The sequence below is a fragment of the Pedobacter sp. ASV1-7 genome, assembly GCF_040203335.1.
In the GTDB taxonomy this organism is placed as follows: Bacteria; Bacteroidota; Bacteroidia; order Sphingobacteriales; family Sphingobacteriaceae; genus Pedobacter.
Map to the genome: position 1 here is coordinate 264,677 of NZ_JBEHBV010000008.1, position 15,946 is coordinate 280,622.

The following is a 15,946-nucleotide window of genomic DNA, read 5'->3' on the forward strand; positions in this document are numbered from 1 at the left end:
GTTATGATTTTTATAACTTTATCACTTTTCCAGAGCCGCTTATATCTGCATCAACATCCGGACTACCATTATAATAAACCTTTCCACTTCCGCTTATTTCTACTCTTAATTTATCCTGTATAGTTAAGCTGGCATTGCCACTGCCAGATATATCCACATCGGCCTGTTCAGCGACCACTTTTAATAAATCTGCTTTTCCAGAGCCGGATATATTTACCAGTATTTTTGTTGCTTCGAATGCATCTTTAACTAAAACATCACCTGAACCACTGATAGAGACCTTTAGTTCGTTTATGGAAGGAAAATCACCTTCAATATTTATCTTTCCACTACCGCTAAGTGCTGCTTTTCTGATAACAGGAAGTGTTAGGAATACTTCAATATCATCATGTTGTACATTTGCATTTTCATAACCTAAATATAATGTGCCGTTAATAATATTGGTTTTGAAATAGGGTATAAGATTGTCAGAACCCCTAAGTTCTACTTTGAATTCGGTGCCGTAAGTGATTTGAACTGGAGTTGATCCACTGGTGTTGATTCCTGTAAATTCTCCTGGAAAACGGATGTCAGTTGTTTTATCCCCACTAGCTGTTAACCTGTCTTTTGAACATCCGATAAATAGGATGCTTATACATGTAATTAATAATAAAAATCTCATAACTATGTTTTTTAATGATCTGATGTTAAAATATATATTGAAGTCCACCACTATAGCCTATGTAAAGTGCCTGGAAATTATTTCCCCATTTGTTTTCCCAACTAGTGACATACTTTTTGTTTAAACTGCGTCCTTCTGCAGTGGTGGTATTTAGGTAGTTGAAGGATGGGCCACCAAAAATTTCCAGGTTTTTACTGATTTTTAATGCTGGCAATAATCTAAGTGATGTCTTCATATACTCACCAGCTTTAAAACTCTCTAAGCCAACACCTGATACTTCAGCATTTAATCTGAATGAGTTGGATTTGAATAAATGTGCTCCTAAACCTGCTTCAAAGGCATATACTTCATCAGCATTTTTGAAATTGTAACCTAAGCCTATGATACCATATAGCACTCTTCCACCAGAACGGAAAGAGAGTAGAGTAGTAAGGGTTTCATCTGTAGTAAGACTGATGCTTTTTTCACCGTTTTTTACCAGATTAATAATCCCAATTGGATAATCACTGCTGTCGGCCACATTCATAAAACCTGCAAATTGCACACCTTTTACTTTTTTTGCGATATTGATAAAGCCAGCGATCTGTGCGCCATTTACATCTTTTGCTTTATTGATGAAACCTGCGAATTGAGAACCTTTTGCATGAGCTGCAAGATTCATAAAACCTGAGAATTGAGCTCCTTGAATGTTTCCAGGGGAGATATTTGCAAATCCACCCAGAGCAAATACCTGCCCCCCTTTATAAGTGTTTAGGAAGCCAGAGAAAAGTCCGCCATTAGCTTGTTTCCCAATATGGTTTGAGAATCCAGCTAAAAGAAAACCTTTAGTATCATTTCGAACAACATTAGACAGGCCGGCAAATGCAACACCTCTTTCTGCTGCGGATATACCCGCAATCAAATGGAATGAGAAGTCGTTAGTATCTAATGGTGCATGTGTACCATTGCTACTTACTGGATAGATTAGTCCAAAATGCAGTTTATGGGATGAAACTGTTTTATCTTCCTGGGCAAATAAATTGGAAGCCAGTAAGGAGAGCAGGAGGCATGTTGTGATTTTTAAGGCCTTTCGGCTAGTGTTAGTTTTTAGAAATGTAAAGTTCATTTTTGTCTTATTTTAAAATAGGACAACGAGATGAAGCTTTACCCCTACGTTGGTGAAAAATAAAAATTAAGCGGGCAGGCTAGCTATTTTTCGTTTACCAAAATATAAGATTGCAATAGCAAGAATAGAAGATAAGGCCATTATACTAACAGTAGGTACTGCCGATTTAACGTTAAACAAGCTTACGCCTACTGAAGCCAATGCTCCAATTCCCATTTGAATTGCACCCATTAATGCTGAAGCAGTTCCAGCATTTTTTGAAAAAGGCAAGAGAGAGAGAGCAGATGCATTTGGGCTTACAAAACCAAGGCAGCAAAGGAAAATAAAAAGTAATGCAGTAGTTTCATATAAGCCAAGCCATCCATTAATACTAGCTATCAAAAATAAAAGAGCAGTAATGGTTTGGGTAATTAATGCTGCATAAATTAATTGCTGACTTGTATATCTTCTTAGTAACAATGTGTTGATCTGGCTTGAACCAATAAATCCTATAGATAGGAGAGCGAAAATCCATCCATAAGTTTCTTCGCTCACATGGAATATCTCCATGAAAATAAGTGGGGAACCAGATATGTAAGCAAATAAACCTGAAAAAGCCAAGGCACCTGTAAGTGCATAAGTATAAAATTGAGGAGTCTTAAATACCGTCCAAAAGCCATTAATGATAGGTTTAGGTTTCAAGGAAAGGTTTGCATCAGGTTTGTAGCTATTTGGTAACCAGAGCCAGCTTGCAATTAAGTTAAACACTCCTAAACCAAGAAGAACTAAAAATATGGTATGCCAGCCGAAAGCAACAGTTACATATCCACCAAGGGTTGGAGCAATCATTGGTGAAACGCCTAATACGAGCATCAGTAGGGCGAAAACTTTGGCATTGTCTTTTACGGGGAACAGATCGCGCACCATAGCAACAGAGGCCACGGTAGCTGCACAGCTACCTAGTGCCTGTATAAATCTTAAACCGATCAGTGCGTCAATGCTGTTTGCAAAAGCACAACCTGCCGAAGCCAGAATGTAAACAAGCAGACCAATGAATAATGGTTTTTTTCTTCCAAATTTGTCCAGAAGAGGGCCGTATAATAGCTGTCCAGCCGAGATACCTATGAAATAACTGGATAAAGACAATGCTACACTTGCTGTACTGGTATTTAGATCATCTGCAATTGCAGGGAATCCAGGTAGGTACATATCAATAGAAAAAGGACCAAGTGCGGTAAGTGATCCTAATATTAAAATCAGACCAAAGTATTTTTTTTGAGTCATTTTGTTTTTTTATGATTCAGCACAAATTTAAGCCTGAAAAAAGATGGTCAGGCATGTGAAGATATGCAAAGATAATAATTGTGAACTAGATGCGTTCAAGGCAGAAAATATTGTATAAGAATTGTTGCGGGATTTTTGACAGGGAATAGGATAGATGGATTAGAATTGCTTTATCTTTGTGTATGTTATATGTTAAGAATATGGTTTGTGACCGTTGCATTATGATTGTAAAACAACAATTAGAAGCTTTCGGTTTAAAAGTTAATGAAATCTCCTTAGGTAAGATAGAGGTTGCTCCAGAACCTACTGAAGAACAGTTGCAAAAAATTGGTGACTCCTTACAGTCACTTGGTTTCGAACTTTTGGATAAAGAAAAAGACCAGTTGGTTGAACAGATTAAAAACCAGGTGATTGAATTGGTACATTATTCAGATCTTAATGAGATAGAAAATAGCTTAACAAAACAAATTGCCGATAAACTAAATAAAGATTATGCTTATTTGAGTCGTCAGTTTTCAGAAGTAGAAGGACTGACCATTGAAAAGTATATTATTCAGCAAAAAATTGAGCGCGTTAAAGAGCTTATGGAATATGGAGAGTTGAATTTGAATGAAATCGCCTACAAAATGGGCTATAGCAGTAGTGCACATTTGTCAACTCAATTTAAATCGCTTACTGGCTTTACGCCCAGTAAATACAAGTCATTAGCGATAAACAGTCGTAAACCATTAGATAAAATTAAATAATTCCGCTTTGGACATTTTTCGACTGTACCTTAAAAATAAATTTTATATATAAGAATGGATAATTTGATTAATCATCCCGGTGTGCTCACCGGTTTTGCAGTAGTAGTAATAGGAATGCTCCTTTTGGATTTGGGCGTTTTTAATAAAAAAGTTCATGCGGTAACCAGTAAGGAAGCTGCAATCTGGTCAGTAGTTTGGATTACACTTTCGATGGGATTTAGTGGTGTCATTTATATGACTTCGGGATTTGAAAAATTTACGCAGTTTCAATCTGCATATTGGATAGAAAAGGCATTGTCGGTTGATAATCTGTTTGTATTTATTCTGGTATTCGGTTTTTTTAAGGTTCCTAAAGAATTACATCATAAAGTCTTGTTCTGGGGTATAATTGGTGCTTTAGTATTTAGGGCAATTTTTATTTTTGCTGGTGTTGGACTTATTAATCTTACCTATCTGCCTGAAATGGTATTGTTTGGACATACCCTGCAGATTAATGTGGTTTTATTCTTATTTGGTTTATTCTTGATTTATGCCGGTATAAAGTCCTGGTCAGGACATTCTGAGGAAGATGAACATAAGGATTACACAAAAAATGCCGGAGCGAAACTAATCTATAAGTTTTTTAAGGTGAGCAAAAATTTTGATGGAGAAAAGTTCTTTACTGTAGAAAATGGGGTTAAAATGGCTACTCCTTTATTGGTTGTGGTTGCCGTAATTGAATTTACCGATTTATTGTTTGCTGTAGATTCGATACCTGCCATTTTTGCTATAGCACCAGATGATCCAATGATTTTATATACTTCTAATATATTTGCTATTCTGGGATTAAGGGCACTTTATTTTCTATTGGCAAATTTCATTTATATGTTCAGTCTATTAAAATACGGGCTGGCAATTATATTAACATTTATAGGTATTAAAATGGTGATATCTCCACTTTATCATATATCTTCTCCTTTATCATTATCAATAGTAGGAGGAGTGTTGGTGCTTTCGGTTATTGCTTCACTTATTTTTTCGCGAAAGGAAGCGGCATAATTCATCAAGTGCCAATTTATATATTCCGGGCTAGCTTAAAAAGCTAGCCTTTTTTATGATAGGAGCTTCTACAGTACTTTTACGGAATTCCAGGAAACGACTTTTATTCCCGGAGAATATTACGAGTATGAATTTTGTAAACCTTTTGATTGATCTTGTGTTTAACGTTTACATCAACAATAATTATGAAGATTGCAACTTATAATATCAACGGGATAAATGCACGTTTAGAGAACCTGTTAAGATGGTTGAAAGAAGCTTCGCCTGATGTAGTTTGTTTGCAGGAGCTGAAAGCACCCGACGACAGATTTCCGGAACAATCGCTGTTGGATGCTGGCTATCATTCTATCTGGCATGGGCAGAAAAGTTGGAATGGGGTTGCGATATTATCCAGATATGGAGAAATTCAGGAAACAAGAAGAGGGCTTAATGGAGATCCAGAAGATTTACATAGTCGATATATTGAAGCATTTATAAATGATGTAGTGATTGGTTGTTTGTATCTCCCTAATGGGAATCCCTTTCCCGGACCTAAGTTCGATTATAAACTTAAATGGATAGAAAGATTGATTGCTCATGCAGACAAGCTGCAATCTTTTGATGTGCCGGTAGCCCTGATTGGTGATTATAATATTATGCCTACTGAATTGGATACTTACAAGCCTGAAAAATATGTTGACAATGCATTGTTCAGACCTGAAGTCAGACAGCTATTTGAGAAATTGTTAAAGCAAGGATGGACGGATGCTATTCGTAAATTACATCCGGATGAACATATTTATACCTTCTGGGATTATTTACGTAATGCTTATGGTAGAAACGCAGGCTTACGACTGGATCATTTCTTATTAAATCCGATTTTAGAAAGTAGATTACAGTATGCGGTTGTTGACAAAGACGTACGGGGCTGGGCGCATTCTAGCGATCATACCCCTGTGTGGATTGTGGTATGATTTACCACTCTTGTGTATTTTTAATATCACATGCTTCAGCATTAAATGCAGGATCCTTGCCAGCTCTTCTCTGTTCCTGGTAGTCTTTAAAAGCTTTTAGTGCAGGTTTTCGGAGTAACAAGATAGCAATTACGTTTAACCATGCCATTACACCTACGCCGATATCTCCCAATGTCCATGCGGCTTCTGCGGTTTTAACTGAACCGTAAAAAGTTGCGATTAATATCAGAATTCTGAGTGCCCATACTGCCCATTTTCTACCTTTTTTATCCAGATAACTGAGATTGGTCTCTGCAATATAATAATAGGCCATGATGGTCGTAAAAGCAAAAAATAATAGAGATATAGCCACAAAGCCAGCTCCCAGAGATGGAAAATGAGAATTTACTGCGTACTGAGTATATTCTGCACCTATCTCTGCACCAGGCAGATTCTCTACTATAAAACCTCCATTAGGATTTATAACGTTATATTGACCAGTAAACAGGATCATGAAAGCAGTTGCAGTACAAACAAAAAGTGTATCTACATACACTGAAAATGCCTGCACAAGGCCTTGTTTTACAGGATGGCTAACTTCTGCAGCTGCTGCGGCGTGAGGGGCGGTTCCCTGGCCAGCTTCATTTGAATATATCCCTCTTTTTATACCCCAGGCTATAGCCATACCAAAAACTCCTGCAAATGCTGGTTCCAGTTTGAAAGCCGATTCAATGATAAGCATTAGCACGGATGGGATTTGCTGTACATGCATAAACATAATGATAACAGCCATTAAGATGTATGCACCAGCCATAAAAGGAACGACTATTTCAGCTACTTTACCAATACGTTTAACACCACCAAAAATGATTAATCCTAATAATATGGCCACTGCAGCTCCCGTATAGGCAACAGGTATTTGGAATGCATTGTTCATACTCAAAGCAATGCTATTACTTTGAACTCCAGGTAAAAATAATGCTGTACTTAATATAGTGGCTACAGCAAATACAATGGCATACCATTTTATACCTAATCCCTTTTCAATATAGAAAGCGGGCCCACCACGATATTGTCCATTGTTTACCTGTTTGTAAATCTGACCTAATGTCGCTTCAATAAATGCAGATGCACTCCCTAGAAAGGCAATTAACCACATCCAGAATACTGCTCCTGGGCCGCCCATAGCAATAGCTGTTGCTACTCCCGCTATATTTCCAGTACCAATACGGCCAGAAATAGCAATGGCAAATGCTTGAAAAGAGCTTACACCTTTGGATGAACCTGATCCGCCAAAAAGCAAAGCAATCATTTCTTTTAAGTAGCGGAGTTGCACAAAACGTGTAACAACTGAGAAATAGATGCCTGTGCCCATACAGAGCAAAATGAGTGCGTTACTCCAGATCAAATCGTTTACTTTGCTAATGATTTCTTCCATGGGTTAAAATAACGCAAATTTTTCTAAACCTTTTATAAGAATAATAGAATGTTGATTTAAGAACCAGGAATTACTAATGCCTATGATGAGAGTAGTACCGGGGGATTGTTAAAGTAAAAACAACAATGGATTATATTTGTTTAACATTAAAACTACTATATTATGAATACTGAACTGCCTGTTCATGCAACTGTAACTTACCATTTTTCTGTGCCTGCTGAAGATGTTTTTGATGCATGGCTGGATACCTTTATGATTGGACGATTTATGTTTGGACCAGAAGTGAGAGATGAAGAGATTGTAAGTCTTAAGACTGAAGCAAAAAAGGGTGGGTCATTTTCATATATTGTTCGCAGACAGGATGTAGAAATTGATCATATAGGAGAATACACAGAGTTAGAAAGACCTTTGAGACTCGTTTTTACCTGGGCTATTAAACAAGATTTACCAGATAATTCTCGTGTAGTTATTGATATTATACCCACATCCACAGGGACTGAACTTACACTTACCCATGAAATGCCATCAGAATGGGAACATTTTATAGAAGGTTCTAAAGATTCCTGGATGAAAATGCTGACAGCTTTAGATAAGATACTCTAACTTTTTGTTTTGTCCATCAGCTTACGACTTCTGATCATCATTTTTAAGCGTTGTCTTTTAAGCGAGAGGTTAATACCTGCTTCCTGGTTTTCTTTGTGATATAATTTATAGGCATAGAGAATATCTTTATAGGTGAGCAAACCGATAATTTCATTTGAATCTTCAGTCAGGACAACTGGTAAATGTTCTTCTCCACTTGAGGCCATTAGCTCGACTGCTTTGGATAGAGGGTCATTAGGTTTTAAAATAGGGATTTCTCTTTTTAAGAGTTCATTTGTAATTTGCTTCTGGACGGTGTTGATTTTTCCCAGAACCTGTGAAACTGTGACTCTGCGAAGGATATCCGGTTCATAAGCGTCAGGTGTATAGATACCTCTTCTAGCTATTTTTTCTGTCATGATAGTATTTTCCATGAAGAAAAAGGATACTAAGTAAGAGGCTGTACATGCTCCAAGCAGGGGTAATAAAGCATGAGACTGCATGGTAGCTTCCAAAGCAAAGGTGATACTGGTTAAGTAGGCCCTTGAAGCACCAGCGAACATGGAAGACATACCAATAAGTGCAGCCATAGGGATGCTGATTTCAGATTGGGGGAAGAACATAAGTATACAAGTTCCAAATAAAGCACCTGCTGCTCCGCCGATTGTTAATAATGGTGCCAGGGTACCTCCTGATGTGCCACTTCCTAAAGCTATTGCCCAGGATAGAAACTTAAAGAAGCATAAACTGAGCATTAATGCAAGAGTAGCTTTTCCTGAAAGCATACTGATGATATTTTCATAGCCCACACCGAGTGTATGGGGTGCGAAAAATCCAATGATACCTACAGCAAGACCACCTATTGCAGGCCACCACATCCAATGTATAGGAAGCTTTTCAAAAGTGTCTTCAATCCAGTATACTACTTTGGTAAGTCCTAATGACATAAATCCTATAAGAATACCCATTCCACTATAAATTGCAAGGGCAAGGTTGGTAGGGCTTTCAAGGTCTGGCATAGGAAATACAGGTCCTGTTTCAAAAAGTAACTGATGCCCTGCTGCTCCTGTAATACAAGCTAATGCTACCGGTAAAATCGCTTTTGGCGAGAATTCAAATAATAACAATTCAATAGCAAGGAAAACGGCTGCTATCGGTGTGCCAAATATGGCAGACATTCCAGCTGTTGCACCTGCAGCAAGAATGATTTTACGCTCATTAGAGGTAATTTTAAATAATTGTCCTATTGTAGAACCCAGTGCACCACCAGTAGCTATTATGGGACCCTCAGCACCAAAAGGGCCTCCTGATCCAATTGCTATAGCTGAAGATATGGGTTTTAAAAATGCAATAGATGGTTTGATTTTACTCTGGTTGATCAGGACTTGTTCCATAGCTTCAGGTATACCATGTCCTCTAATGGCTTTGGATCCAAATAGGGCCATTAAACCAACCAAAATTCCACCTATAGCGGGTAGTATAATAACCAGCAGGCCGAGTTGATTATCCGCAGGGCTGCTAAATGTAAAAGTAAAAGTCCCGTAAAAACATATATTAGTAACGAGATTAATCAGTAAGACCAATCCTTTAGCAATGATGCTGATTAACATTGCAACGGCAATAGATAACAGAGATATTTGAAGCAGTCGCTTTTTTAATAAGATTTCCTTCTTGCCATTTGGAGTGGCGGGTATTAGACTGGGTAGTGAGGGAGCAATGGGAATACTATTTTTTGATGATTTCATCAGTGTATATCTTTTAAACTTTACAAGTAGAGTAATAAATCGCAAAGGTAAGTTTTGGAGTTGGTATTTGAAATAATAATATTGTATATAATATGTTTTTTTACATTTAATTATTTAATATATATTTTTTTATATTGTTTTAGCAATATTATTTGTGTTTTGATCCGGAGATTTGGCAGGCCGTCTTAATTTTGCATATTTGAAGAATGAAAGAATGCAGTAATCTTTGTGATCTTAATAAATGTTTTTTATGTAAGCTTTGTTTGCCTGAATGGCTACCGGCTCTTGCCGTTAAAAAGCGAAATTTTGAAGTAAAAAAAGGTGAATTGCTTTTTACTGAGGGGGATGCTGTTAGTGGAATCTACTTTGTGTATGAGGGGACTTTTAAAGTACATAAGCGTTGGGATAAAGAAAAAGAGCTGATTATTCGTTTTGCAAGATCAGGAGATATAGTAGGACATATGGGCTTAGGGGAGGAGCGTTTGTATCCTGTTTCAGCAACAGCTATTGAATCAGCTATAGTTTGCTTTTTGGATATTCCTTTTTTTGAAAGTACGCTTAGAGTGAATACAAATCTTACATATGAACTTATGAGATTTTATGCCAATGAACTGCAGAATTCCCATAGACGAATGCGTGATCTTGCTCATATGTCCGTGAAAGCTAGAATTGCCCAATCTTTTATTTCTCTAAAACAACAGTTTGGACTAGATGAAAATGGGATTATTAATGTTGAAATGAGCAGACAGGATTTATCGTCGTTTGCTGGTACAACTTATGAAACCTTATTTAAGGTATTGAATGATTTTGCGAAACACAATACTTTAACTATAACTGGCAGAAAAATTAAAATAATAAATGAAGGGGAGTTGACGCGGATTGTTATCAACGATAATATTTAATGATTAGTTGTTGTTAAGTAAAAAGAGGCAGCATCATGTGAAGTGAATGATACTGCCTCTTTTATCTGGATATGTGCTAATTCCAATTATTGAACTACTTTACCATCTTTGTCAATTTTAAGAGAACCTGTTTCTTCTCCTTTTTTCACATTGATCAAGTAGTATTCTGTTTTGTCTGCATTAGTAACTAAAAATGCAGCTGTTGGAGTCCATTCTTTAACTGTATCTGCTTTTAAAGCCTCTTTAACTGGCTCTGGAAGATCTTTTAACTCAACTGGAGTTTTTGTAGTACTGTCTTGATATGCGATAACCTCAATAGGGTTTTTAATTTCACTTGCTTTTACTGAGGTTAATCCTGCTACGGCTAAAAATGCTGCTGATAAAATGATCTTTTTCATAATATTCGTTTTCAATTGTTAAAATTCATGTTAATTATGAATAAGCTATAGTTGATAACCGTGCCTGAATTATTTTTATTTATATCTTGTTGTTTTTCAGTTATTTATGTTTTTTGTTGTCTATTTGAAATTGTAGAGTATCTCTACAATATGTTGCGTCATTAAGCATTTATCTATCTGTATACTATTTGTGCTAAAATGCTCCCAGTATGTATATAGATTCTGTTATATTGTTATTTCTTTATAGTGTAATTATTGTTTTTTAGATTTGTTATTAGCTAAATTTTAAGGATGTTAAGTTTTATTGTTGATGATCTTAGTCCGTTTTTATTAATGATTTGTATTATTGGCATAATTATTTATTTGAATTATTTAATTGTTTATTGCTCATTGTGGGTAATTTTTTACTCAAAAATACACATTATTTTTTGATGTGTTAATTTAGTGTTTTGAATTTTAATTTATAAATATGCTTTTATTTGTGTTTTAATGATGTTTTTGTGTCTGTAATTATTTTTTGGCTCGATTATTATTAATTCGTGTTCTTTTTGTTCATTATTTTTGAAAAATGACATAAATTCTGATTATTTTGCAAGTGTAAATCTTATTTTATTTAAAAGAAATTTGTGTGATCACTTACTATGCGAAAAGCGCTCAGAATTGATATTATAACTGATCTCAAAGTAAGTTGTTTGCTGGGGCTACTTTTTTTGGTCTTTATCTCTTTTAAAGTAAAGGCAGAGGGTAGTAAGGATTTGTATCCGGCAACTCAAACAAAAGGAAGCAGGGCTTTTCTATATTGTAATACGAATACTCAACATATCGCTTCCTGGCCTTTCAAAACTACAGGTACTCATTATGTGTATGCTATAAATGGTGAGACGATTGCTGTTGGTTCTAGTGCACAAGGTGTCAGTGGTGGTTATATTAGAATTACAAGTCCTGATGGAGATGTTTATACATCTACGGTTGGTAGCAAAACTGCTGGGCATATAGTTGATAGAGAGGCAGAACTGGCAGGACCATATAATGGTAGTGGTGCTGTTGGAAAAATGTTTAAACCTTACAATGTTTCAGTAGATGAGACTGGAGTATGGCGTGTTGATTTTTATGCTCCGGGAGGAATAACCGGAGATGGATTATTTGATGTACCTAAAGATTTAGGTTTAGAAAAATGGGATCAGACTAAAGTTAATATAAATGTGATTGCGGCATGGGATGTGTCTGTACGCAATGGTTTAGATTGGCATACAGGAAGGGTTTATACAAATGTGCTTAACCTTTTAGTGAATTCTGATTCATTCACAAGTAATAAATCCTATTATGCTACTCATTATATTCTTACAAAAGATGGAAGAGCATATAGGGTCCAAACAAATGGTAATAATGGTGTTGGTTTTACTTTTTTCTCCAATAGCAATGGCTTTGCAGTTAATTCTGTTCCGACTTATCGAAGTTTAAATGGATCAGAACCCAATGATATTATTCAATATGTGCATGATCCACGGTCGTTAGATGATGGTAAAAATGTAACACATAAGATTTTTTACAATAAACCTAATAAGGATTTGCCTGCCAGCGCGCCACTTCATGTTGCTGGAAACCCAACTTATTCAACCTGGTTAAAAAATGCTGCTGTTTTACCTGAAATTAGTAATATAAAGGTTATTGGAAAAGAAGGTACAGTTGGTCAGGTTAGTAATAAAGGGGCAAATATTACTTTTACTTCAAGTTCTATCGGTACATATAGAATCACTATTCCAGTTCCTTCTGGTGCGGACAGGGTTATAATCGGGGTCGCTAGTTTTGGGGCTAACACTGTATTTTGGGATGGTAAAGATGGAAATGGCGTATTTATACCAGCGGGAACTCCAGTAGGTCAGATTAAAACAAAATTGCAATCGGCGGAAGTCCATTTTCCATATATCGATATGGAAGTAAATCCCCAGGGGATAATAATAGAATTAACCGATAATACACTGGATTATAATTTGAAGACTCTTTCTACTGATGAAGGAGAGTATAGTGATAGGGTTTATTGGGATGATACAGGTGTTGATAAAATTGGACCAGGTATACCTGATCCATTTAGTAATGCCGTAGAGGGAAGATCAAGTAGGGTAAATGGGCATAAATGGGGTGCTTATGTTGATAATGCTGCAAGCACTAGCTTTGGTAATGGCAGATCAATTGATACCTGGACATATATTCAGGGAAGTGAAGAGTCGCAAGCCATAGATATGGTGATTAAAACTGCCGATTTAATGATTGAAAGTATTAGGACTAATGTATCTAAATATTATTCTGATCAAGAGTTGACTTATACCATTCTGGTTAAAAATGATGGCCCCAGTGCTGTTGAAGACGCATTGTTCAATTTTAAAACTCCTGCGGGATTTGTAATCAATACCGTATCCTATATAGTTTCAAATGGTACTGCAGTCGTAAAAAATACTAATCCTACATTAGAAAGCTATTTGAGCTTGTTAAATTTATCTAATCAGGCAGTTGTAGAATTTGTTATTACTGGAAAAGTAAATGCGACACTTTTTAACCAATTACTTCCTGTAGAAGCTAGTATTTTAAGACCAGCTGATGTCACGGATCCGGATGCGACTAATCCCAATTCTGCTAAGCCAATAGATCCTCATTCCGAATGTTTAAATGGAACCGGTATAGAGAATTGTAATAATATTAAATATAATACCTTAAATCCACAGGAAGTCTGTTTGAATGCGGAAATAAGCCCAATTGAATATATATTCTCTATGGGGGGGACTTCAGGTAAAATTATTGGCAACATATTGCCACTAGTTAAGAATGAGAATCTGGTAAGTAAAACCTTAACGGTGACTGGTGCATATAATGCAGCGGGTATTTACAGTTTTATTTTAGGTACGCAGGATAGTGAAAAAGAAACCACGACTGCTGTTATAAGGGTTAATCCGCTTCCTGCTATAATTAACCAGCCACAGGCAACATCAGTTTGTGTAGGACAAGCCGCGGCTTTTACTATTGAATCTGCTTCTACTGATACTTTTCAATGGCAGTATGAAGAAGCTAACATCTGGAAGAATTTTAATGATACAGGGAATATTACAGGTTCAACTACATCAACATTAAATATTTCTGGAGCTCCTTTGACTTATAATGGAAAAAGGATCAGGGTTATTGTTTCTTCGGCATCGGGTTGTTTAACAATATCTGATGTCGCAATCTTGACGGTAAACGATATTCCTAGTAAACCTGTAATAGCGGGTACAAGGAATATCTGTGAAGATGGAAGTGTTTTGCTTACTGCTGATCCTGTGGATGCAAAAGGTTATCAATGGTATTTTAATGGTGTGCTTATTCCAAATGAAAATAGCTATAGGCTGGTGATTTTTGAGCATGGTACTTATACGCTTGCTATTAAAAATGAGTCTGGCTGTTGGAGTGTAAAGTCTGATCCGAAGGTAGTTAATCTTGTGCTTTTTCCTAAGCCAGTAATTAATCATGATGATTTAGTTGTTTGTGCTGGCAATAAGGTGAAACTTACAACAGGACTTGGGGCTATGTATCAATGGATTAAGGACGGTCAGGATATAGTCGGGGCAATTGATCAGGAATATATTGCAGAAGAATCTGGTGAATATTCAGTTATTATTACGAATGCAATTGGTTGTGAAAAGAGTTCTGATCGTGTAACTGTAGAAATTTTGACTCCTCTACCATTGCAAACGATCACCGTTGATCAGGATAAATTAACGTTCTGCGATGGCGGTTCCGTGGAACTGACTTCTTCTACTAGTACTGGTAACCAATGGTACAAAGATGGTGCGCTGATTACTGATGCTACCAGTCAGAAATACGTTGCTACTGAGTCTGGTGTGTATACTGTTCGGTTTACAGATGCCAATGGATGTTATACGGTTTCTGCTGATGTTACGGTAGTGGAAAATCCACTTCCACCTGCACCAACAATTAATGTTGATGCAAACCTGTTAACTTTCTGTGATGGAGGTTCAGTAGAACTTACTTCATCTGTTACTAGTGGTAACCAGTGGTACAAAGATGGCGTGCTAATTAGCGGAGCAACCGATCAGAAATATGTAGCTATTGAGTCTGGTGTATATACGGTTCGGTTTACAGATGCTAAGGGATGTTATACGGTTTCTGCCGGTGTTACGGTAGTAGAAAACCCATTGCCTCCTGCACCAACAATTAGTGTTGATGCAAACCTGTTAACTTTCTGTGATGGAGGTTCCGTAGAACTGACTTCTTCTGCTAGTACTGGCAACCAATGGTATAAAGATGGTTCAATAATAACCGGAGCAACCGATCAAAAATATGTAGCTACTGAGTCTGGTGTATATAGGGTTCGGTTTACCGATACGAATGGATGTTATACGGTTTCTGCTGGTGTTACAGTGTTAGAAAACCCATTGCCACCAGCTCCAACAATTAATGTTGATGCAAACCTGTTAACTTTCTGTGATGGCGGTTCTGTAGAACTGACTTCCTCATCAGCTACTGGCAACCAGTGGTACAAAGACGGCGTGCTGATTACTGATGCTACCAGTCAGAAATATGTAGCTACTGAGTCTGGTGTGTATACGGTTCGGTTTACTGATGCGAATGGATGTTATACGGTTTCTGCTGGTGTTACAGTGTTAGAAAATCCATTGCCACCAGCTCCAACAATTAATGTTGATGCAAGCCTGTTAACTTTCTGCGATGGCGGTTCCGTGGAACTGACTTCCTCATCAGCTACTGGCAACCAGTGGTACAAAGACGACGTGCTGATTACTGATGCTACCAGTCAGAAATATCTAGCTACTGAGTCTGGAGTGTATACGGTTAGATTTACTGATGCGAATGGATGTTATACGGTTTCTGCTGGTGTTACAGTGTTAGAAAACCCATTGCCACCAGCTCCAACAATTAATGTTGATGCAAACCTGTTAACTTTCTGTGATGGCGGTTCTGTAGAACTGACTTCCTCATCAGCTGTGGGCAACCAATGGTATAAAGACGGCGTGCTGATTACTGATGCTACCAGTCAGAAATATCTAGCTACTGAGTCTGGAGTGTATACGGTTAGATTTACTGATGCGAATGGATGTTATACGGTTTCTGCTGGTGTTACAGTGTTAG

General features: G+C 37.0%; 11 protein-coding genes and 1 pseudogene. 6 read left to right on the plus strand and 6 right to left on the minus strand.

Annotated features, from left to right (window positions below; translation table 11 throughout):
• Positions 1-10: 10 nt before the first annotated feature.
• The 3 genes from ABDJ41_RS18435 to ABDJ41_RS18445 form a co-directional block, all read right to left on the minus strand.
• Positions 11-661 carry a GIN domain-containing protein gene (locus ABDJ41_RS18435; protein WP_349787560.1) on the minus strand — a complete coding sequence of 217 codons (651 nt, stop codon included), beginning with the start codon at positions 659-661 and terminating at the stop codon, positions 11-13.
• A 25-nt stretch (positions 662-686) separates the two neighbouring features.
• The gene (locus ABDJ41_RS18440) at positions 687-1,766 is read right to left on the minus strand and encodes a hypothetical protein (RefSeq protein WP_349787561.1); all 1,080 of its coding nucleotides are present in this window, start codon (positions 1,764-1,766) and stop codon (positions 687-689) included.
• Between the two features lie 66 nt (positions 1,767-1,832).
• The gene (locus ABDJ41_RS18445; RefSeq protein ID WP_349787562.1) at positions 1,833-3,029 is read right to left on the minus strand and encodes a Bcr/CflA family multidrug efflux MFS transporter; all 1,197 of its coding nucleotides are present in this window, start codon (positions 3,027-3,029) and stop codon (positions 1,833-1,835) included.
• Between the two features lie 221 nt (positions 3,030-3,250).
• On the opposite strand from ABDJ41_RS18445, the gene ABDJ41_RS18450 reads away from it, so the two are divergent.
• The 3 genes from ABDJ41_RS18450 to xth all read left to right on the plus strand — a co-directional run bounded on the left by ABDJ41_RS18450 (position 3,251) and on the right by xth (position 5,766).
• Entirely contained in the window at positions 3,251-3,775 is a 525-nt protein-coding gene (locus ABDJ41_RS18450) for a helix-turn-helix domain-containing protein (protein ID WP_349787563.1), read from the plus strand.
• A gap of 54 nt (positions 3,776-3,829) precedes the next feature.
• Complete coding sequence (locus ABDJ41_RS18455; protein WP_349787564.1) at positions 3,830-4,813, plus strand: TerC/Alx family metal homeostasis membrane protein; 984 nt, start codon at positions 3,830-3,832, stop codon at positions 4,811-4,813.
• 185 nt (positions 4,814-4,998) lie between these two features.
• The gene (gene xth, locus ABDJ41_RS18460) at positions 4,999-5,766 is read left to right on the plus strand and encodes an exodeoxyribonuclease III (protein ID WP_349787565.1); all 768 of its coding nucleotides are present in this window, start codon (positions 4,999-5,001) and stop codon (positions 5,764-5,766) included.
• A gap of 1 nt (position 5,767) precedes the next feature.
• Here the strand turns inward: xth and ABDJ41_RS18465 are convergent, their stop codons facing one another.
• The gene (locus ABDJ41_RS18465) at positions 5,768-7,183 is read right to left on the minus strand and encodes an alanine/glycine:cation symporter family protein (RefSeq protein ID WP_349787566.1); all 1,416 of its coding nucleotides are present in this window, start codon (positions 7,181-7,183) and stop codon (positions 5,768-5,770) included.
• Positions 7,184-7,345: 162 nt separating this feature from the next.
• On the opposite strand from ABDJ41_RS18465, the gene ABDJ41_RS18470 reads away from it, so the two are divergent.
• Positions 7,346-7,786, plus strand: a complete 441-nt coding sequence (locus ABDJ41_RS18470; protein ID WP_349787567.1) for an SRPBCC family protein — start codon at positions 7,346-7,348, stop codon at positions 7,784-7,786.
• On the opposite strand, the gene ABDJ41_RS18475 is transcribed toward ABDJ41_RS18470, so the two are convergent.
• Complete coding sequence (locus ABDJ41_RS18475) at positions 7,783-9,510, minus strand: chloride channel protein (RefSeq protein WP_349787568.1); 1,728 nt, start codon at positions 9,508-9,510, stop codon at positions 7,783-7,785. The two genes, ABDJ41_RS18470 and ABDJ41_RS18475, sit on opposite strands and share 4 nt — an antisense overlap.
• A gap of 206 nt (positions 9,511-9,716) precedes the next feature.
• Here ABDJ41_RS18475 and ABDJ41_RS18480 point away from each other — a divergent pair, with 206 nt between their 5' ends.
• Positions 9,717-10,412 carry a Crp/Fnr family transcriptional regulator gene (locus ABDJ41_RS18480; protein ID WP_349787569.1) on the plus strand — a complete coding sequence of 232 codons (696 nt, stop codon included), beginning with the start codon at positions 9,717-9,719 and terminating at the stop codon, positions 10,410-10,412.
• Positions 10,413-10,498: 86 nt separating this feature from the next.
• On the opposite strand, the gene ABDJ41_RS18485 is transcribed toward ABDJ41_RS18480, so the two are convergent.
• Positions 10,499-10,810, minus strand: a complete 312-nt coding sequence (locus ABDJ41_RS18485) for a hypothetical protein (RefSeq protein ID WP_349787570.1) — start codon at positions 10,808-10,810, stop codon at positions 10,499-10,501.
• A gap of 641 nt (positions 10,811-11,451) precedes the next feature.
• On the opposite strand from ABDJ41_RS18485, the pseudogene ABDJ41_RS18490 reads away from it, so the two are divergent.
• Positions 11,452-15,946, plus strand: a pseudogene (locus ABDJ41_RS18490) (hypothetical protein); the annotation flags it as partial.